This is a genomic window from Salicola sp. Rm-C-2C1-2, from assembly GCF_040196175.1.
Lineage (GTDB): Bacteria > Pseudomonadota > Gammaproteobacteria > Pseudomonadales > Oleiphilaceae > Halospina.
The window spans coordinates 86436-105589 of record NZ_JBEFNF010000001.1 but is presented as its reverse complement, the minus strand read 5'-3'; the positions used below and the strand labels follow the sequence as shown (position 1 = coordinate 105589).

Below are 19154 nucleotides of genomic sequence, written 5' to 3'. Positions count from 1 at the left end.
GGCCTTACTCCATGGGCATCAGATCGATTTCGACGCGGCGATTCTGCTGCCTGCCCTGCTCGGTATCGTTGCTGGCGATCGGAAAGCGCGGCCCATATCCGCGGGTATGAACCCGCCCCTGGGCAACGCCCTGATTAAGCAGATACTGCGCTACCGACTCAGCGCGCTTCTCACTGAGCTGCTGGTTATATTCAAAACTGCCGGTGCTGTCGGTATGCCCGCCTACGGCAATAGCGGTCTGATCAAACTCCTTGACCACCATCACCACTGATTCCAGCACATCATAGAACGAGCTCCGGATGTTCGACTGGTCCACATCGAAGGTAATGTTACCGGGCATAATCAGCTCGATGTTATTGCCATCGCGCTTGACTCGCACCCCGGTCCCCTCAAGGCGCTTACGCAGCTCAGCTTCCTGGCGGTCCATATATTGGCCAACCCCGGCGCCAAGAAGCCCACCCGCAACGGCACCGGTGATCATGCCCTTCTCACGGTCGCCTTTGCTCGATGTAGCCGCCCCCGTCGCCGCTCCGGCAACCGCGCCGATCACGCTGCCGATCACCGTTTTCGAGGTTTGCTGCTCACCAGTGTAGGCATCCTGGGTCGCACAACCACCAATCATGGTGGTGCTCAGAGCAACTGCTATCAGCGTTTTCTTCATTCCTCACTCCCCTTCTTATGGGTACCCGGCACCACCGCCTCCGCCAGGACCCGTTCAATCTCAGCACCAACGGCATCCTGAACCTGGCTCAGAATAGGATCCGACTCGTTCGCCAGATGATGCCTGCCCTCGGGGATCTGGTAAAGGCGCAGGCGCTCGAACTTGCGCCGCAGCACCCGCAGGTTGTGCCGCCAGTCCACGGTCATGTCCTGCTCGCCCTGAACCACCGCCAGACCATAGTCCACTGGTGGGGCCGCCTCGATACGCGGAATCCAGCGCTTCAGCGCGGTCACCCAGTTCATCGCCATGAACCGTGCCTGCAGCGGATCGTGTTCCTTGAGAAAGCGCACGAATTCATTGTCATTGCTGTTGGCGGTGAACACCCGCTTCCAGGTTTCACGGAACGGGTTCATAACCATATGCAGCCACTTACCACTACGGAATCCCATAGGACGAACCAGTGGCGCCATCAGCACCACACCGCTGAACGCGACGGCATCCGGTGCTTCATGACAGGAAAGCAGATAATCAATCAGAACAGCGCCGCCGGTACTTTGGCCGATGCCAACCCAGGGCGTGGGAGCATGATCCCGGGAAAGACCCAACACCGTGAGCAGAACCCGCTGGTACTCGCGGAAACTCCCGATGGCGGTGGGCCGGCCACTGGAGAGACCATGCCCAGGCAGATCATAGATCAACACGTTCAGGCCGAGCCCCAGGCAGTAGCGAATCATCCGGGTATAGAGACCTGCATGGTCAAAATAGCCGTGGAAGAGAAAGACCGTGCCGTGAGATCTGCGCTGCTCGTAGTAGTGGGCGGCTATGCGATAGCCCGCCGCACGTAGCCACCCCAGGTGGTGGCTGACCGACGGGAACTCCGGGCCGGGTTCAAGGTTGTAGAAGGCCAGATAGGTCGCTACCACAGCATCCGGCGCGGGGGTATCAGCAAAGCTGAATGGCGGAAGCGAGGCAACAACCGCGTCGCGGTCCCAGCCAGAGTGGGTGGCACTATCGTACTGCGGCATCCAGACTGATCCTGAACAAAGGTTGAACACTGATCCCTGTCTCCAGCAGGGCCTTCGTCCAGGCAAATACCGTTTGACCCAGCAATGAGACCGCATAAGCTTAATTCAGGGAGACACTGAAACAGTCCGTTAATGATGACATCCAGGCTGACCCAATGCACGGGGCGAGGGCGCTAGTGCTCAGGATGCGACTTTGACCCGGAAGTCCATGTCCACAGGCAGCATGGACTTACTCTGACCCAGACCGAGAACTTTGCCATGTTCAGCATTGAAAAACACGACGACGGTGAAGGCACTGTCACTCTGAGCCTCCATGGCCAGTTCGACTTTAATGTCTATACCGACTTCAAACCCAAGCAGACGCAAGCACTGGAAACGCCAGGCACCCAATACATCGTGCTGGACCTGAGCAATCTTGACTATCTCGACAGCGCCGCCCTGGGCACCCTGTTGCTGCTGCGCGAAAAGGCCCAGAACCGCAACATCGAGATCGTGCTCAGCAACGTCTCCGGCGTGGTTCAGGAGATACTGGAAATCGCCCACTTCCAGCGCATGTTCCGTTTTCTCGACTGAACAATGGATGCCCCTCGGAACTGACCATACTGGTTGCTGAAGACGACCTGCTCAGCCGGCAGTGAAATAACCGACCGCGGGTTCCCGCCCAGATTCTGCAAAACCAGCTCCCTTTCCACCATGCGCTCATCCGCCAGTGAACGCCCTTCGTTCGACATCTCATCGACGACCTCCCCGTCCACAGGAGTGCCGGCCCACGGATCTTCCCTGGTATCCAGCCATTGGCTAAGCGGCCGGTAGAGCCCCAGAAAGGTCAGCAGCTTGGTCAGGTACGCGTCCATGAACTGGCGTTGCTGGGTGTCCGGCTCCGAAGCGCTGTGGGCCGTCACTGCTACCAGAGACGTCTAGCGCTGGTAGCGGGCATCGAGCTCGCGCATCCGATAAGCCGGGCTGCACAATGGCGTGGCCGCAGAAGGAGTAGGAACGCTCCGGAATGAAGTGTTCGCGATTCATCCCGAAGGCGGCCTTGTACAGCTGCTGCCCATTATCGAGCAGGTTTAGCATGGCCATGTCGGTGCCGCAGACCTCAACCGCCACGGCCACAATGTCGTCAAACCACGCCTAGGGGCCCTGGTTCAGGAGTTCGTATTCCTCCAGTGCCGCTTGGCGCTGCGGTTCGTCATCCGGGATCGGCGCTTCTTTCACGGCAGAAGATGACGCTGGAAGAAATCAATCTGGTCCGACGAGGAACGGTCAAAACCATCGCCGACATAGATGTCGAAATGCCCCAGATCGTCGTAACGGCGCAGCTCCGCCCGGGCCCCCGCCTTGCGCGCCGCCTTTTCCGCCGCCTCCGGCGGTGCTACTGAGTCACGGCCACAGACCTGGATCAGAGCCGGGCACGGGAGCTCACGGGCAGATCGCACGGGGCGGTATAGCGGCAGCTGCAGCGCCAGCCTGGCCGCAAGCTCATTACGCCAGTCCGGAGGGGCAATTGCCCGGTAACCGTCATAGGCATCCGCAGTCGCCATGGCAGCGGTCTCACCCGGCTGGCCCACAATGGGTGCATAAAGGGGGGCGCCGCCCACAAGGGCCTGGAATTGATCCCTGAGTGCCAGCGTGCTCAGCCGCACGATTCCGCCAATACCGGCATAACTCACCACATTGAACACGGCAGCCAGTCCATCCACCATCGGCCCCTGGGCTGATACGGCGGCTACGCTGCCATCCCGGGCCGCCGCCACCAGCACATGGCCTCCTGAGAAAGAGGACCCCCAGAGGGCGATTCGTTCAGGATCAATGCCCGGCTGCTGGCGTGCGAAATCAATGGCTCCCTGCCAGTCCACCAGCTGGTGGCGGACGGAAACAAGCTGGCGTGGCTGCCCCTCACTGGCCCCGAAACAACGGTAGTCAAACAGCAGCACAGCAAACCCCGCTGCCGCAAAGGCCCGGGCATAGGGCTCAAGACCCGCATCACGGGTTCCCCCAAGGCCATGCGCCATCACGATGCAGGGGCACGGCGTGCGCACCGCCAGCTCCGGCTGGAACCACCAGCCGGCTAGTGCCTCGCCATTAACGTTGAATTGCACATCATTGGGCTCGTGACTCATAAAGCGCATCCTTTCAAGTTGGTGTTACCGCATCAGGTTAGGCAGAAAAAGCGCAATCTGCGGGAACATGATCAGCAGTGCTGTGGAAAGCAGAAGAATCAGCACAAACGGTGGCGTTCCGCGGATAACCTCCAGGTAGGGCCGCCGGAAGATCGCCACCGCCGTGAAGATGTCACAGCCGAACGGTGGCGTCGCCGATCCAATCGCCGCTTGCAGTACCACCAATGTGCCTACATGCACAGGATCCAGACCGGCCGTGGCAATGGCAGGAGAGAAGATGGGCGTCAGTACCAGGATCACCACAATCGGATCCACGAACATACAGCCCACGAAGTACGCCACCGCAATCAGCACCAGCAACTGGTACGGGTGCTGCGAGGCCTCGGCCAGCATATCCCCCAGAACCAGGCTCGGAATCTGCGCAAAGGAGATCATCCAGGAGAACGCCATACCCGCTGCCACAAGAATGAAGACCACGGCCGTGATCATACCGGTCGACAAGGCGATCTCCGGAAGCTGAGACGGGCGCACCTGCCGGTACAGCACCATTTCCAGAAACAGCGCATAAGCCACGGACATCGAGGCCGCCTCGGTGGGGCTGAACGTGCCGGTGTAAATCCCCCCAATGATGATCACCGGGAAACCGGTCGCCAGACTGGCCCGTTTCAGAGCTACCAGCCGCTCCTGCCAGCTGGCCCTGGGCAGCACCGGAATATCTCTCCACACCGATATGCCATAACAGTAGATGGCAAAAAGTGTCAGGATCATAAGCCCCGGCCCGATGCCGGCAATAAACAGCGCCCCGACTGAGGTACCGGAAACAACCCCATAAATGATCATGCCGATGGACGGCGGAATCAGCAGGGCAATATCGCTGGCATTGATGATCAGCGCGATGGCGAACCGGTCCGTATAACCGGCCTCGATCAGCCTGGGCCGCAGCGGCCGCCCCATGGCTACCACCGTAGCCTGAGTCGAGCCGGACACTGCCCCAAACAGCGTGCAGGAAATGGCCGTCGTCACCGGTAGCCCACCCCGGATATGGCCCACAAACTTGCTCACCAGATCCAGAAGCCGGTTGGCGGTATTCCCTTTGATCATGATGTCAGCGGCCAGGATGAACATGGGCACCGCCACCAGTACCGTCTGTTCAACGCCCCCGATCATCTGCTGGATAAGGGTGGCCTCATTGAGTCCGGAGAACTTGGCCGCCATAAGCAACAGTGCCCCCGCTGTAAGCGGGACCATCATGGGATACCCCATCAGCAGCAGCACGATCATCACGATCCCCACCAGCAGAGCAACATCCGGTGTGGTCATGGATGCGAGGTTGAGCCATTCAATCAGTTCAGCCACGGTCGCGATCCTCTGTCAGGTCCTCTTCGGGATCGAAGCCGCCGGTCATGCCCGGGTCAGCGCCCTCTTCTTCGTATTCATCCTTCTGGTACCAGGACAGGTAATTCTCCGGACTGATGAGATTCCTGACGCCGGCCAGAAAGAACTGGATACCGCCAAACAGAAAGCCCAGTGGTACCACCATGTAATTAAGGTAAACCGGGAAACCGGTTGAAGAGGTTACCCGGCACTGCCCGCTTCGGGCATTGACCATTTCAATAAACACATGGAACACGCCCCAGGCCAGCAGTGCCAGCACGGTCAATCCCAGCAGTGCTACGGCGTGATGGCGCAGCCCCTCGAAACGGGCCAATAGGCGCTCGCCGCCTTCAGTCGCGAGCCGGATCAGATGCCCGCCCAGCGCGAAAACGATGAGGGTGACCACAATACCCACTGTCAGGGGCATCCCCCCGATAGGAACAGAGAAAAACCCCAGCCCCATTGCATCAGGCAGCACACGGCAGGTTCGCTGCACCGAGGTGGCATAGTTCCAGCCAAAATCCGCCAGAGCTAACAACAGCCAGGCTGTGGTCAGATTCACGAAAACAAGAAGAATCTTCTGGCCCAGGTGGGGCAGCAGGTCATGTAAGGCGGAAACCCGGATATGGCGGGCATGGCGGGCACCGATCCCGATCCCGAGAAAGGTGACCATCACCAGCAGCATCTGGGCCGTATCATTAGCGAACTGAAGGCTGAAGCCAAGTAGGTTACGGGCAATCACGTTGCTTACTGTCACCGTTGCCATACCCGCAACGCATGCAATCAGTGCACTGCGCTCAAACCAGTCAAGGCCCGAATCAATCCAATCAAATGGCACCTTCAGGGCATTACGCCAGCCACCACCATGGCCGACTTGGGGTTGGTCCATAATGGGACACTCCGCAGGCTGATTGCCTGTAACGATAGTCTGCACGGCCGGGGTTCAGCAACATTGCATTGCCCGTTGCGGGAAATTCCCGTTCAGCGCTTTTGCTTGTGTAAAGATGTGTTATGTTTAAACTGGATCAATAAGAAAATCCGACAAAGGGAGACAGGGTATGAATCAACCCCGCCAATGGCTTACGGGCCTTATCATGCTGCTCGCCATGGCATTTCTTTACGGCTGCTCCGACAGTGGCGACGCCACCAGTGGCGACTCCGCCAGTGAACAGGAGGGACAGTCGCAGGAAGAGATGGACCGTGACGAGGAACTGGCGCAACAACGTGAATCCGACACCTGGCGCTTTGCGCTGGAGGAAGTCGAGGGCAGCGTTCAGGACGCCTATGCTCAGGAATTCAAGAGCCGCATTGAAGATCGCACTGATGGTGAGGTAACGGTTGAGGTCTATCCCTACGGAACCCTCGGCACGTCCTCGCAGCTGACCGAACTGCTTCAGAACGGCGCCATTGAAATGGCGTTTGCTTCCCCCGGTCATCTGGCGGACGCCATCCCGGAAGTCGGCATCTTCACGTTGCACTTCGTACTCTCAGAGAATCCGAAGGTGAACAGCAAGGTGCTCTCCGACCCGGAGGTGTACGGCCTTTTTCAGCCGCTCTACAACGATCAGGACCTGCGCCTGCTTGATATCATCCCGGAAGGCTGGATGGTCTGGAGTGGTGACAAAGCGCTCCGCAGCCCGGAAGACTTCGCGGATTTCAAAATCCGCACCATGACCTCGCCTATCCTGGTGGAGTCCTATAAGGCCTATGGCGCCAATCCAACGCCGACACCCTATTCCGAGGTCTACAGTGGTCTGCAGCTGGGTCAGATCGACGGCCAGGTGAACCCGATCTTCGCCATTGAGGAGATGAGCTTCTACGAGGAACAGGACGTTCTGACCTCCGCACGCCACGCACAGTTCATTACCACTCTGGCAACCGGCAACAACTGGTTCAACAACCTCTCGGATGAGCGCCAGGAGCTGATCATGGATGTGCGGGGTAACATGGCACCCTGGATCGCCAAGAAGCAGCGCGAATACAACGAGGAGCGTCTCCAGACAATCCTCGATGAAGGTGGTACTGAGTGGGTTGAACTGACCGAGGAAGAGCGCGATGTCTTCCGCGAAGCCAGCAAGGACGTACGTCAGATCTATCTGGAACAGGCTGGTGAAAAAGGCCAGGAAATCCTCGACACCATCCTTGAAAAGGTTGAAACAACCGAAGAGGAAATGGCTTCCAGCGACGGCTGATTCGCTCTTTTTACAAAAGGAATCAGCTCAAGCCCGGCTCCGGCCGGGCTTTTTTGTGTCCGCCCCACGGATGTTAAGCCCGCTCCAAGCGGGTATAATAACGTCAGCCACTGACCTTGCCGGAGCCGCCATGCCAAGCAGTACCATGCGTCTGTCCGTCTGTATTCTCGCCCTGCTGCTTCCGTTGCTGTTGCTGAGTGCATGCGGCGATGCCAATGAGCCGGACAGTCGCGAGATCCCTGTTACCCACCTGGAAGGGCGGATCTTCGGTACCTTCTACCGAGTCAGCGTTGCGGAAACACTCGCCCAGAGTCGCAAGGAAACTCTGCATGAAGCGGTACGCGGAACACTCCAGAATGTTGACCTGAGTATGTCCACCTACCGCGATGATTCCGATCTTATGCGCCTGAACAATCACCCTCCGGGTAAATGGGTAGAGCTGCCTGAAGGCGTTATCGATGTTGTCAGCACCGCCGAAAGGTTGTCAGAGCGCACCGATGGGGCCTTCGACGCCACCATCGGAGACCTTGTAAACCTCTGGAGCTTCGGGCCCGAAGCCCGGCCTACTGAAGTGCCCTCGGATGCCGCCATCGAAGCTCGCCTGAAGCGAGTTGGCCACGCGAACCTGGAACTTGACTCTGATAACAACCGCGCCCGACGAATGACAGACCTTTTCGTGGATCTTTCCGCCATTGCCAAGGGCGAGGCTGTAGACCGGGTGGCCCGGCTACTGAAGGAGCGCGGTTACCCCAACCACCTGGTAAATATCGGCGGGGACCTCAAAGCCAGCGGTCGCAAGGCAGAGAGCTCGCCCTGGCGAATCGGCATTGAAGTTCCCCGGGATGGGCCTCAGAGCGCTCATCATGTGCTACCGCTATCGGATATGTCACTGGCGACATCCGGCGATTACCGTAACTATTTCGAAGTGGACGGGCAGCGTTACTCGCATACCATTGACCCGCGCGACGGGCGACCCGTTACACATTCACTGGCCTCAGCCAGCGTTTTCCACCCCAGCAACCGCATGGCGGATGCGCTGGCCACCGCCTTCATGGTCATGGGCGTGGAGGCCACCCTCGACTATGCTCGCAACCACGGCATTGCCGTACTTGTCATTGAGCACGCACAGCAGCGTTTCCGTACCCGGATCTCCCCGGCCCTTGAACAGATGCTCTCCGAAGAGGATCTGGCAGCGCTCAAAACCGACTGACCGGAGACGGCCATGACCGAAACCGTTGAACTCGAGTCCGAAGTCCGAACGCTGCTTGATCAGGGCGATCTCGAGGCCGCCGTTGAGTTCATCAATAACCGCCACCCTGCGGAAATCGGCGGGGTTATTGACGAGCTTGACGCCGAACCAGCCTACGCCCTTTTCGACCAGCTCGACCGCCGCACCCAAGCACGCATCCTGCCCTACATGCAGCCAACCCATCAGCTGAAAATGGTCCAGCACCTGGGGCGCCACACCCAGGCCCGGCTGCTGACGGACATGAACGCCGACGAACGCGCCGACCTCTACCAAGAGCTGCCCGGCGACGTTCAGGAGGCACTGATGCCGGCACTGGCCAAGGCCGAGCGCGAGGACCTGCTGCGGCTGACCAGCTACCCTGAAGGCACCGTCGGCTCGGTCATGACCAGCGAGTACGCCACAGTGCCCGCGCACATCAGCGCCCGTCAGGCCATCGAACGATTGCGGCTGCAGGCACTGAACAAAGAAACCATCTACGTTGCCTACGTGCTCGATACCGAGCGCCATCTTCTTGGCATCGTCACCCTCAGCGGCCTGGTGGTGGCCTCACCCGGCGATTCGGTTGAGGACCTGATGCAGACCGAGGTCGTGAACGTCCACACAGACGCCCCCAGCGCCGAGGCCGCCCGACTGATCGCCGATTATGACCTGCTCGCGCTGCCTGTGGTGGACGACGAAGAGCGTATGGTCGGGATCGTAACCCATGACGACGCCATGGACGTTCAGGAGGCCGAGGCCACCGAGGACATTCACAAGGGCGCCAGTGTTGGCGATCTCCCTGGAAGCCTCAAGCAAACCGCTCTGACCACCCTCTACCAGAAACGCATCCTGTGGCTGGTTCTGCTGGTATTCGCCAATGTTTTTTCTGGCGCCAGTATTTCGCTCTACGAAGAGACCATTCAGGCCCATGTCGGGCTGGTGTTCTTTCTGCCACTGCTGATCGCCAGCGCCGGTAACGCCGGCTCGCAATCCGCTACGCTGATGGTGCGCGCCATCGCCACCGGCGATGTCATCAGCCGGGACTGGTTTCGCATGCTGTTGCGCGAGATCGGCCTAGGACTGATGTTGGGGCTGACCATGGCCGCAGCGGTAGCCGCCATCGGACTCTATCGCGGCGGCATCGAACTGGCTCACGTAGTGTCGCTGACCATGGTTATCGTGGTCCTCAGTGGTAGTCTCATCGGCATGTCGTTACCCTTCGTGCTCAACAAGCTCAACATGGACCCGGCCACCGCCAGCGCCCCGGTGGTTTCATTCATCGCGGACGTTGCCGGCATCCTTGTCTACTTCAGCCTCGCCTCTGCGCTGCTGTCCATTCCGGCCCAATAGGGGAATCCACCATGGCATTCATCGACAGTCTCGGCGTCGTCGAACCGGACGAATGGAATCGGCTCCAGGGAGCTCATTCCCCTTTCCTGCGCTACGAGTTCCTGTACGGCCTGGAGACAACCGGCTGCACCACAGCCGCCACCGGCTGGGCACCGCACCACTGGATCGAGCGCGATGAACAGGGCCAGCTCACTGGCGCTCTACCCAGCTACCACAAGCATCACTCGTTCGGCGAATACGTCTTTGACTGGGCTTGGGCCGAGGCCTGGGCGCATTACGGACGGGACTATTACCCCAAGCTTTTAAGCGCCGTGCCCTTCACCCCCTGCGAGGGGCCAAGGTTGTTGCTGCACCCTGACGCTGAGGGGCTAAACGCTGGTTTGCGCGCCACGCAAGCTATCCTGGCAGAAACGGAAACCGGTTCGATATCCAGCTGGCACCTGCTTTTTCCGGACACGGCATCGCGGCAATTGCTGGATCGGGACCAGTGGCTGCGACGCCTGAGCTGCGAATTCCACTGGCACAACCCAGGGTTTGCCAACTTCGAGGCCTTCCTGGCCACTCTGAAATCGCGCAAGCGCAAGCAGATCCGACGCGAGCGGCGCCTGGTCGCGGATCAGGACATTGAATTCCGCCATTACCACGGACGCAGCGGCATTCCAGAGAGCGCACTCGAGGCCTTCCATGTTTTCTATCAGGCTACCTACCTCAAACGCGGTCAGCGCCCCTACCTTAACCGGGATTTCTTCCAGTACCTGGCAGATCGCATGCCAGAACAGCTCACTCTGGTCATGGCGGTACACCAGGAGCATTACGTGGCCGCTGCTCTCTTCCTGCACGATGAGCAGCGCCTCTACGGCCGCTACTGGGGCTGCCTCGAGGAGTACGACCAGCTTCACTTTGAAGCCTGCTACTACCAGGGCATCGACCTGTGCATCGAGTACGGACTGAGCCGCTTCGACGCCGGCGCCCAGGGCGAGCACAAGCTCAAGCGCGGCTTCCAGCCGGAGCTGTTCGAATCCTTCCACTGGGTGGGCGATGAGCAGCTGAGGCCAGCGGTCGCGGATTTTTGCCGACGCGAGGCGCAAGCCATCAGGGCCTATACTGAAAAGGCAGCTCAGCAGCTGCCTTTTGTATCGTCTTCGACCTCTCCCGGGGCCGGGAGTTCGAACTGATCAGCTAGTCAGAAGCACCCAGGCCAAGTCGCTCACGCACGCCCGGCTCAAGGCTGTCCAGCCCTACGGCCCTGCCTTCCTCCAGGGCGATTTCTGCCGAAACGCCGACTTGATGCCGGTACAGGGCCCACATCGCCCCCGCGCGGTTACCACTGGCGCAATGCATGAGGATGGGGTAGTTGCCCTGTTCCGAGACGATTCTGGCGAACTCATCCACCTGGTCCGCCGTGGGTGGCCCACCAGATACGCTGATGCCGTGGAACCCCAGTCCTGCATCACCGGCCGCCTCACGCTCATCGCTCAGCCCCTCTTCCGGAGTGAGGAGGCTGACCACGGTTCTGAACCCCATCTGCTTGAGTTCTGGCATAGCACCAGCAGACACACGACCGCCTGTTCCGATGTACGGCGACGGCCGGTTGTAATTCGCCACAGCGTTTGTCATGACATCGCCGAAAGGCGCCATCCCAGCATCAATGCTGGTATCAAACGGCTGCCCACGCTGCAGCGCACCCTGGCTGACGGAGGACGCATCAGGCGACTCATTCCCATGGTGAACGTGGGCGCAACCTGACACGCCCAGGCTGACACTGAGCGCCAGGCCCAGTATTAAAGCTGGCTTGGTCAACTGGTTCGTCTTCATAGACCTCTTCCTCTCTTTGAAAGTTTGACTAACTCTTTGGCCTCATCCCTGGGTCTGTGGCGAGTTGCTTGAAAGGATGATCATCACCTTACCAACTGCTCCATCATGGCCCGACGCAGAGACGCTCATGGGCAAACACACCATCAGCGCAAGCATCACTGTCCCAACCGCTCTCTTGATCATAGCGTTTCCTCCTTTTTAACGGTTACCGGTCTTGCAGGTGCTGATCCCGATCAAGCTGTAAGCCGGGCAATTGCCCATAGCAGCCGTCGCTAGAGGAATCAGACCGATCAGGCCCCATGCACTTTCAGGTCCGATAAAAACCAGGGCGACCAGAACCACCCCGACTATGGCACGAATGCTGCGATCCAAAGCACCGATATTGACTGTCATGACTCAATCTCCCGATCTTATAATCTTAAAAAGAATATTGTTATTCTTTCAAACACTATGCTGCGCCTTCATGCTGCGGAATTCAATCCAACTTTCATTGAGCCAAGCTATCAAAGGTAGAGGCTTTATATTTCGATCAAGTCTATCGTTATAATTATTAGGATGTTCTAATTGTCAAATAGGTGACCAACCGTGCAAAGGTGACGACGCTATGAATAGCCCACAGGTACAACACTTTTTCGACGAACCCACAAACACGTTCAGCTACGTGGTTCAGGACCCTGACAGCAGTGCCTGCGCCATCATCGATTCGGTATTGGACTTTGATTACGCGGCCGGACGCACGGACGTGCGGTCGGCTGACGAGATCATTCGTTTCATCAGAGACAATCAGCTAGAGGTTGAATGGATCCTCGAAACGCACGTTCATGCTGACCACCTTTCGGCGGCGCCCTACTTGCATGAGCAGCTGGGTGGTCAGACAGGCATCGGCCAGAAGATCATGGAAGTTCAGGATATCTTCGGAAAAGCCTTCAATGCGGGTACCGAATTCGCCCGTGACGGCAGTCAGTTTGACCGGCTTTTCAGTGAAGGTGACACCTTCACGATCGGCAACCTCGAAGGGAGGGTTCTGCACACACCAGGCCATACCCCCGCGTGCCTGACGTACGTCATTGGCGATGCCGCCTTCGTTGGCGACACCCTCTTTGCCCCTGACGCCGGTACCGCGCGCTGTGATTTCCCGGGGGGAGACGCGCATACCATGTACCACTCAGTCCAGAAGGTGTTGGCTCTGCCACCAGAAACACGCATCTTCCTCTGCCATGACTATAAGGCACCGGGGCGTGATGACTTTGTCCACGAGACAACGGTTGCGGAACAGCGTGAACGCAACATCCATGTCCGCGAGGGCATCAAAGAGGATGAGTTCGTGAAGATGAGAACCGAGCGTGACGCGACGCTTAACATGCCACGCCTGATCCTGCCCTCAGTCCAGGTCAACATGCGAGCTGGGGAGATGCCGCCCGCTGAGGACAATGGTCAGGTGTACCTCAAGGTCCCCATCAATCGCTTCTAGCTCACAGAACCAGTGCGTTGCCCGCAGACTGGCGTAAAGGCAATGAGTTCATCATCCCGCCGCGCACCTGCTCACTAAGGCGGTTCCCCTGAGAGGGACCGCCGGCACGCCCCTTTACATCCTCCCGCCCGCCGTCAGTGGAATGACCCTATCCGCCTCAATAAAGGGCATTGAGTCATGCAGCATGAGCACAACGCTGCACCCGTTGAGCCAGGGTTGAATGCCGTTCCAGACTCGTGTCGCTGTCGCCCCATCAAGCCCTGTGAAGGGCTCATCAAGAATGACCACCGGGGCAGAGCGCAGCAGCACCCGCGCGAGCGCCAGACGCCGCCCCTCACCACCGGACAGCTGCCCTCCCCCTTCGCCGACAGACGTTGTAAGGCCATGGTCAAGCGACGCCACCAGCGGCGCCAGGTCTACCGCTTCAAGAACCCGCCACAGCTGGCCATCACTGGCACCGGTATTTCCCACCCGGAGATTGGCGGCGATGGACTCATTGAACAGATGGGCATCCTGGGTCAGGACGCTGATGCGCTCACGCCATTCAGTGAGCGAAAACATCGCGCCATCATGGCCATTGGCAAGCACCTGTCCCCCGTCCGGTGCTGTCAGTCGGGCCGCGAATGAAGCCAGACTGGACTTACCACTGCCTGACGCGCCCGTTATGACAAGTCGCTCTCCCGGCAACACCGATAAACTGAAATCATCAAAAACGGCCGGCACGCCCCGGGCAACTCGGATGTGGGACCAGGTCAGGGTCGGATGCTCAGGCAGGCTCATCTCCGACAACTGCTCTGGCAGATCTGGCTCAGCCGCGCCCTCAGCGTTGAGGCGCCCGGCCGCCGCTTCTGTTGCTCCCCAGCGAACAAACGCCTTGGGTAATGGCAGGAAGCCTTCAGACAGGGCCATGACAACCAATGGAATGAGCACCATGACGGCGCCCGAGACCTGATTCGCCTGCCATGCCTGGGACGCGAACAGCAGCAGTGCCACCACCAAAAGGTGAATCACCAGCGTATTCAGCGCCTGCCCGGTGATGGCCGAAGCCTCCTGCTGCATCTGACGGTTGCGCTGGGCGTGCTCCTCAGCCAGCAGATCGTACTGATCGTGTGCCAGCCGTCCGGCGGCGGACAACTCTGCCATCCCTTCAAGTTCGGTCAGGGCATGACTGCGCAGCCGCTCCGCGGCTTCCATTTCCGCTGCACCATGCCGCCGCGTCCACCAGGCCATGCCCAGCGTCACCACGCCAAGCCAGGGCACGAGCACAGCCAGCACCACCAGTGACAGCGCCGGGGCAAACACAGCAATCAGCCCGGCGGCCCCCAGGCTTCCTGCAAGCGCTACCAATGGCGGCGCGATCTGACGCAGATAGAGATTATCGAGCGTATCCACGTCACTGACCAGCCTGTTCAGGAAGGCTGCCGACCCCAAACGCTTAGCGCTGTATGCCTCGGCCCTGAGCAGTTTGCGGAAGAGCTCTACCCGGATATCAGCCAGCAGCCGGAGCACCGCATCATGGTTGACCAGACGCTCAAAATAACGACTGGCCGTTCGCGCCAGAGCGAAGAACCGAATACCCCCTCCGGGGGCATAAAGGTTCAGGCTGGCGTTCACCCCAGCGGCCCAGGCCATTGCAGTAATAGCGGTAGCTGTAATGAACCAGCCAGAGAGAGCAAGAAGTCCCAAACCCGCCATCAGTGTTGAGGCCATCAGCACAAGACCGGCCGCCAACTGCCGGCGATGGCGCTGTAGCAGGCGTAACCAGGGCCGGAATTCACGCATGATGTGCGCTCCCCAATGCCAGATGCTGATCTCCGAGTGCGCGCAGCGCCGGCTGATGGGAGGCAATGACGCAAAGGCGCTGCCCCCCTGTGATCCCTCTCACTCCCTCAATCACTTCCGCTTCGGTTGCCTCATCGAGCCCGGCCGTCGGCTCATCCAGCAGCATCACGGTGGATGAGGTGAGAAAAAGACGAGCCAGTGCCAGACGGCGGGCCTGGCCACCTGAAAGCCCGAGCCCACCCTCGCCGATCCGGGTTGAGAGCCCATCAGCAAGCCCATCCAGCACGGGCCTGAGTCCTACCCGATCGATCGCCTCCTGCATCGCCCCTTCGCTCGCCTCTGGCGCGGTCAGCCTCAGGTTGTGACGCCAACTCCCGGGCACCAGCCAGGGCACCTGCCCAACCCAGCCCACTGGCATCAATCCCGGTGATAGCCCGCAGACTCTGGCCTCTCCCTGTGAGGGCGCCATGAACCCCGCAAGAACCGCCAGAAGCGTTGACTTCCCACAACCTGAAGGTCCTGTCACAACAAGCGTCTGTCCCGATGGAAGTTCGAAATCCAGATCACTCAGCACCTCACGCCCATTCGGATAGCGCACGCCCAGTCCAGACACCCGGATGCCTGAGTTGTCAGGCTCCTGGCGCTCTGCTTCCACCGCCTGCGGAACCAGACTGTGGCTGGCAACCAATCTCGCACTCAGGTGAGCCGCTGCCCCCAATGCGGCGGCCCTGTCGTGGTAGTACTGTGACAGCAGCCTGAGAGGCTGAAAGAACTCTGGAGCCAGGAGAAGCACAAAGAGCCCGCTGAACAGGCTCATTTCGTCTGCCGGTCCGAAAGAAATCATCCCCAACAGCGCGAAGCCGACATAGATCGCAACAGCGGCGATGGCCACGGACGCGAAAAACTCCAGCACCGCGGAGGAGAGGAACGCGACCCGTAAGGTCGCCATATTCAATCGCCGATAATGATCAGTGGCTGCCGCGACATCAGCCACCGCATCCGCACTGCGCCCGAAAAGCTGCAGGGTCGTCATGCCACGGATACGGTCCAGGAAGTGGCCGGACAGACGCGCAAGGGATTCGTAGTGGCGCTGGTTCACGCGCTCCGCCCCCAGCCCGATCAAAGCCATGAACAGCGGAATCAGGGGAGCTGCAGCAAACAGGAACAGCGCCGCCAGCCAGTCTTGAACCGCGACCACGGTGAGAATAATGAGGGGAACGATAACCGCCAGGACCATCTGGGGAAGGAACCGGGCGTAGTAGCCGTCGAGCGAATCAACCTGCTCAGTCCACTCACTGGATAGCCGGCCTGAGTCGCAGCTACTGAGGCCAACTGGCCCCGCACTCGCCCAGGCATTCAGAAGTGCCCGGCGCACCTGACGCCGCACCTGATGACTGGCGCGCAGACCAGCCATCTCCTGAAGCCACTGCCCGGTGCTGCGTACAACCACCGCCAATACCAGAGCAGCACCAATGACAACCAGGCTTACTGGCTGGTCGTGGACGATAAGACGATCCACGAACCAGGCCATCAAACCGAGCTGAACCACCATGGCGAGCGCCTGCACAACGCCCGCAATGACGCCCAGCGCAAGATACCTATTGGCATTCTGCGCCCAATGGCTCAGCCATTTCGCGCCGGCCCGCGAATCAGTGGTAGCCGTCACCGGCCCTCACCTTGCCCCGGAAAACCCAGTACGTCCATGCGGTGTAGGTGAGCACAATCGGGATCACGAACAGCAGCCCAAGAAGCAGGAACAGTTGCGACTCCCAAGCCGACGCTGCGTCATAGAGCGTGATCTCGGGGGGGACAACGTAGGGCCATTTACTGACCAGAAGCCCGAGATAAGTAAACACGAACAAACCCATCGTCGCCACGAACGGCATACCCTCACGCTTGTGCGTAACCCCGTGCCAGATCCGCCAGGCGAAGAACAGTGCCAGCGCCGGGAGCACCCAGATCAGGTGCAGGTTTGAGAACCAGCGGTCATAGACAGCTTCATCCACGAATGGCGTCCAGAGGCTGATAACGCCAAACACGGCCAGCACGATCATAAGCAGGGGCCGGGCCATACGCCGAGCCCATGCCTGGGTCGCGCCCTCCGTCTTCATAATGGTCCAGGTGCTGCCAAGCAGCGCATACCCGGCCACCAGGCCCACTCCGGTCAGCAGCGTGAAGGGTGTTACGAAATCCAGAGGCCCGCCGACGTACACGCCGTTGGCGGTATTGATCCCTTCAATGTACTTGCCCACCACCATGCCCTGGGCAAATGCGGCCAGGGTCGAACCACCGGCGAAGGCAATATTCCACAGATAACGGGAGCGATTGGCCTTGAACCGGAACTCGAAGGCAATACCCCGGAAAATAAGCCCTGCCAGCATCAGGAAAACGCCCAAGTAAAGCGCCGGCAGCATGATCGAGTAGACCATCGGGAACGCCGCCAGAAGACCGGCCCCTCCCAGCACCAGCCAGGTTTCGTTGCCGTCCCATACCGGCGCAACCGAGTTCATCATCAGGTCACGGGACTCTTCATCCGGTGCCAGCGGAAACAGGATGCCAACCCCAAGGTCAAAGCCATCCATCAGGACATACATGATCACGCCAAACGCGATGATTCCGGCCCAGATCAGTGTCAGGTCAAACGGTTCCATCAGGCGCGCCCTCCTTCGTGTTCAAGCGGCACATGAGCGGCGGAAAACGGTCTTTTGGCCCGCTCCACTTCCTCGTGATCAAGGGTGCTGTCATGACCGGCATCCTCGACACCGCTTTCAAACAGACGTCCGAGGTAGTAGAGCCCAGAGGTGAAGACCAGGGCGTAGACCACGATGTAACCGATAAGCGTGAACAGTGCCATGCCACCGGTCAGAGAAGGAGTTATGCCTTCCGACTGCGTCATCTGGCCGTAAACCAACCAGGGTGCACGGCCGATTTCGGTGACGAACCAGCCCGCGAGCACAGCCACAAAGGGTGCCACGCCCATCGGAACAAGCCCCTTGAGGAACCACCGGCTCTGCCAGTAGCGGCCTCCGGGACGCAACAGGAGACCAGCGATTGCGAACGCGATCATCAGCATGCCAAGACCAACCATGACACGGAACGACCAGAAGACGATCGCGACCGGCGGCTGCTCGTCCCTGGGGACTGCCGAAACGCCGGGGACAACGCCTTCAGTGTCGTGCTTCAGGAGCAGGCTCGCCAGCCCGGGAATACCGATCTCCCAGTGATTCGTCTGGGCCTGCTGGTCCGGCCAGGCGAACAGAAGCAGTGGAACGTTGGATGAGGTCTCCCAGTTACCTTCCATCGCCGCCACCTTGGTGGGCTGATGCTTGAGCGTGTTGAGACCATGAAGGTCCCCCACCCACAGCTGAGCGGGCGCAATCACCAGAAGAAGCCAGAGGCACATGGACAATGCACGCCGGTTGGCCTCAATTTCACGCCCGTTCAACAGGAACCAGGCACTGAGCGACGCCACCACAAATCCGCCGGTCAGGAATGACGCCAGCCCCATGTGTGTAAACCGGTACCAGAACGAGGGGCTGAATATTGCTTCACTCCAGGAAACGACCTGGTGCATGCCGTTTTCCATCACGGTTCCCGCCGGTGTATGCATCCAGCTGTTTGCGGAAAGAATCCAGAACGATGAGATGAAGGTGCCAATGGCCACCATGAACGAGGCGAACAGATAGATGCCGGCCGGCACCCGGTCCCGACCAAAAAGAAGGATGCCGAGGAAGGCGGCCTCAAGGAAAAACGCCGTCACCACCTCATAGCTCAGGACCGGCCCGAGAAAATTGGCCGTTGCCTGGGCGAAGTTACTCCAGTTCGTACCAAACTGGAACGACATGACAATTCCCGAGACTACGCCCATGCCGAAAACCACGGCGAAAACCTTGATCCAGAACTTGGAAAGGCGCGTGTAAAGCGGATTGCCGGAGGCATACGCACAGGTTTCGAGGAAGGCGATGAACGACGCCAGCCCTATCGTGAACACCGGGAATATGGCGTGGAATGACACCACGAAAGCAAACTGTATGCGTGACAGAAGAACGGGATCGAGATCCATAAAGCCTCCGGAAAGACGGGATCAAAGTGGTTATTACTATCAATAATGGCGATCGCGCCGATGGGAAAAA

18 protein-coding genes are annotated in these 19154 nt (G+C 59.5%); 6 read left to right on the top strand and 12 right to left on the bottom strand.

The genetic code is table 11. The annotated features are described in order from the left end of the window. Positions 1-4: 4 nt before the first annotated feature. Together AAF659_RS00480 and AAF659_RS00475 are read right to left on the bottom strand one after the other, a co-directional pair. Positions 5-661: a YiaD family glycine zipper/OmpA-like lipoprotein gene (locus AAF659_RS00480; protein WP_349749728.1), complete on the bottom strand. Its 657-nt coding sequence runs from the start codon at positions 659-661 to the stop codon at positions 5-7. Next, complete coding sequence (locus tag AAF659_RS00475) at positions 658-1686, bottom strand: alpha/beta hydrolase (RefSeq protein WP_349749727.1); 1029 nt, start codon at positions 1684-1686, stop codon at positions 658-660. Before AAF659_RS00475 ends, AAF659_RS00480 begins: the two co-directional genes overlap by 4 nt. A 258-nt stretch (positions 1687-1944) precedes the next feature. Here AAF659_RS00475 and AAF659_RS00470 point away from each other — a divergent pair, with 258 nt between their 5' ends. Beyond that, positions 1945-2259, top strand: coding sequence for an STAS domain-containing protein (locus tag AAF659_RS00470; RefSeq protein ID WP_349749726.1), 315 nt, complete (start codon positions 1945-1947; stop codon positions 2257-2259). Here the strand turns inward: AAF659_RS00470 and AAF659_RS00465 are convergent. From AAF659_RS00465 to AAF659_RS00450, 4 genes are all read right to left on the bottom strand, one after another. Beyond that, positions 2205-2588 (bottom strand): hypothetical protein, encoded by a 384-nt coding sequence (locus tag AAF659_RS00465; protein WP_349749725.1) that lies wholly within the window; start codon positions 2586-2588, stop codon positions 2205-2207. The two genes, AAF659_RS00470 and AAF659_RS00465, sit on opposite strands and share 55 nt — an antisense overlap. A gap of 312 nt (positions 2589-2900) precedes the next feature. After that, complete coding sequence (locus tag AAF659_RS00460) at positions 2901-3809, bottom strand: alpha/beta hydrolase (protein ID WP_349749724.1); 909 nt, start codon at positions 3807-3809, stop codon at positions 2901-2903. A 24-nt stretch (positions 3810-3833) separates the two neighbouring features. Then, complete coding sequence (locus tag AAF659_RS00455; RefSeq protein WP_349750729.1) at positions 3834-5129, bottom strand: TRAP transporter large permease; 1296 nt, start codon at positions 5127-5129, stop codon at positions 3834-3836. A gap of 28 nt (positions 5130-5157) precedes the next feature. Beyond that, positions 5158-6072 (bottom strand): TRAP transporter small permease, encoded by a 915-nt coding sequence (locus AAF659_RS00450; protein WP_349749723.1) that lies wholly within the window; start codon positions 6070-6072, stop codon positions 5158-5160. Between the two features lie 169 nt (positions 6073-6241). Here AAF659_RS00450 and AAF659_RS00445 point away from each other — a divergent pair, with 169 nt between their 5' ends. From AAF659_RS00445 to AAF659_RS00430, 4 genes are all read left to right on the top strand, one after another. Next, entirely contained in the window at positions 6242-7375 is a 1134-nt protein-coding gene (locus AAF659_RS00445; protein ID WP_349749722.1) for a TRAP transporter substrate-binding protein, read from the top strand. 130 nt (positions 7376-7505) lie between these two features. Next, positions 7506-8585, top strand: coding sequence for an FAD:protein FMN transferase (locus AAF659_RS00440; RefSeq protein WP_349749721.1), 1080 nt, complete (start codon positions 7506-7508; stop codon positions 8583-8585). Between the two features lie 12 nt (positions 8586-8597). Continuing rightward, positions 8598-9953 carry a magnesium transporter gene (gene mgtE / locus AAF659_RS00435; RefSeq protein ID WP_349749720.1) on the top strand — a complete coding sequence of 452 codons (1356 nt, stop codon included), beginning with the start codon at positions 8598-8600 and terminating at the stop codon, positions 9951-9953. 11 nt (positions 9954-9964) lie between these two features. Next, the gene (locus tag AAF659_RS00430) at positions 9965-11128 is read left to right on the top strand and encodes a GNAT family N-acetyltransferase (protein ID WP_349749719.1); all 1164 of its coding nucleotides are present in this window, start codon (positions 9965-9967) and stop codon (positions 11126-11128) included. A gap of 4 nt (positions 11129-11132) precedes the next feature. Here the strand turns inward: AAF659_RS00430 and AAF659_RS00425 are convergent, their stop codons facing one another. After that, positions 11133-11768 (bottom strand): protein tyrosine phosphatase family protein, encoded by a 636-nt coding sequence (locus AAF659_RS00425; protein WP_349749718.1) that lies wholly within the window; start codon positions 11766-11768, stop codon positions 11133-11135. A gap of 198 nt (positions 11769-11966) precedes the next feature. Continuing rightward, a complete protein-coding gene (locus AAF659_RS00420; protein WP_349749717.1) occupies positions 11967-12161 on the bottom strand; it encodes a YgaP family membrane protein in 195 nt (64 codons plus the stop codon). Positions 12162-12372: 211 nt separating this feature from the next. On the opposite strand from AAF659_RS00420, the gene AAF659_RS00415 reads away from it, so the two are divergent. Further along, positions 12373-13239: an MBL fold metallo-hydrolase gene (locus AAF659_RS00415; RefSeq protein WP_349749716.1), complete on the top strand. Its 867-nt coding sequence runs from the start codon at positions 12373-12375 to the stop codon at positions 13237-13239. Positions 13240-13353: 114 nt separating this feature from the next. Here AAF659_RS00415 and cydC read toward each other — a convergent pair whose 3' ends face one another. The 4 genes from cydC to AAF659_RS00395 are packed head-to-tail and all read right to left on the bottom strand — an operon-like array spanning position 13354 to position 19084. Continuing rightward, positions 13354-15021, bottom strand: a complete 1668-nt coding sequence (cydC, locus tag AAF659_RS00410) for a thiol reductant ABC exporter subunit CydC (RefSeq protein WP_349749715.1) — start codon at positions 15019-15021, stop codon at positions 13354-13356. Beyond that, positions 15014-16687: a thiol reductant ABC exporter subunit CydD gene (gene cydD / locus AAF659_RS00405; RefSeq protein WP_349749714.1), complete on the bottom strand. Its 1674-nt coding sequence runs from the start codon at positions 16685-16687 to the stop codon at positions 15014-15016. The genes cydC and cydD overlap by 8 nt, the downstream gene beginning before the upstream one ends. Next, the gene (gene cydB / locus AAF659_RS00400; RefSeq protein ID WP_349749713.1) at positions 16671-17672 is read right to left on the bottom strand and encodes a cytochrome d ubiquinol oxidase subunit II; all 1002 of its coding nucleotides are present in this window, start codon (positions 17670-17672) and stop codon (positions 16671-16673) included. The genes cydD and cydB overlap by 17 nt, the downstream gene beginning before the upstream one ends. Continuing rightward, positions 17672-19084, bottom strand: a complete 1413-nt coding sequence (locus AAF659_RS00395) for a cytochrome ubiquinol oxidase subunit I (RefSeq protein WP_349749712.1) — start codon at positions 19082-19084, stop codon at positions 17672-17674. The genes cydB and AAF659_RS00395 overlap by 1 nt, the downstream gene beginning before the upstream one ends. Between the last annotated feature and the right edge of the window lie 70 nt (positions 19085-19154).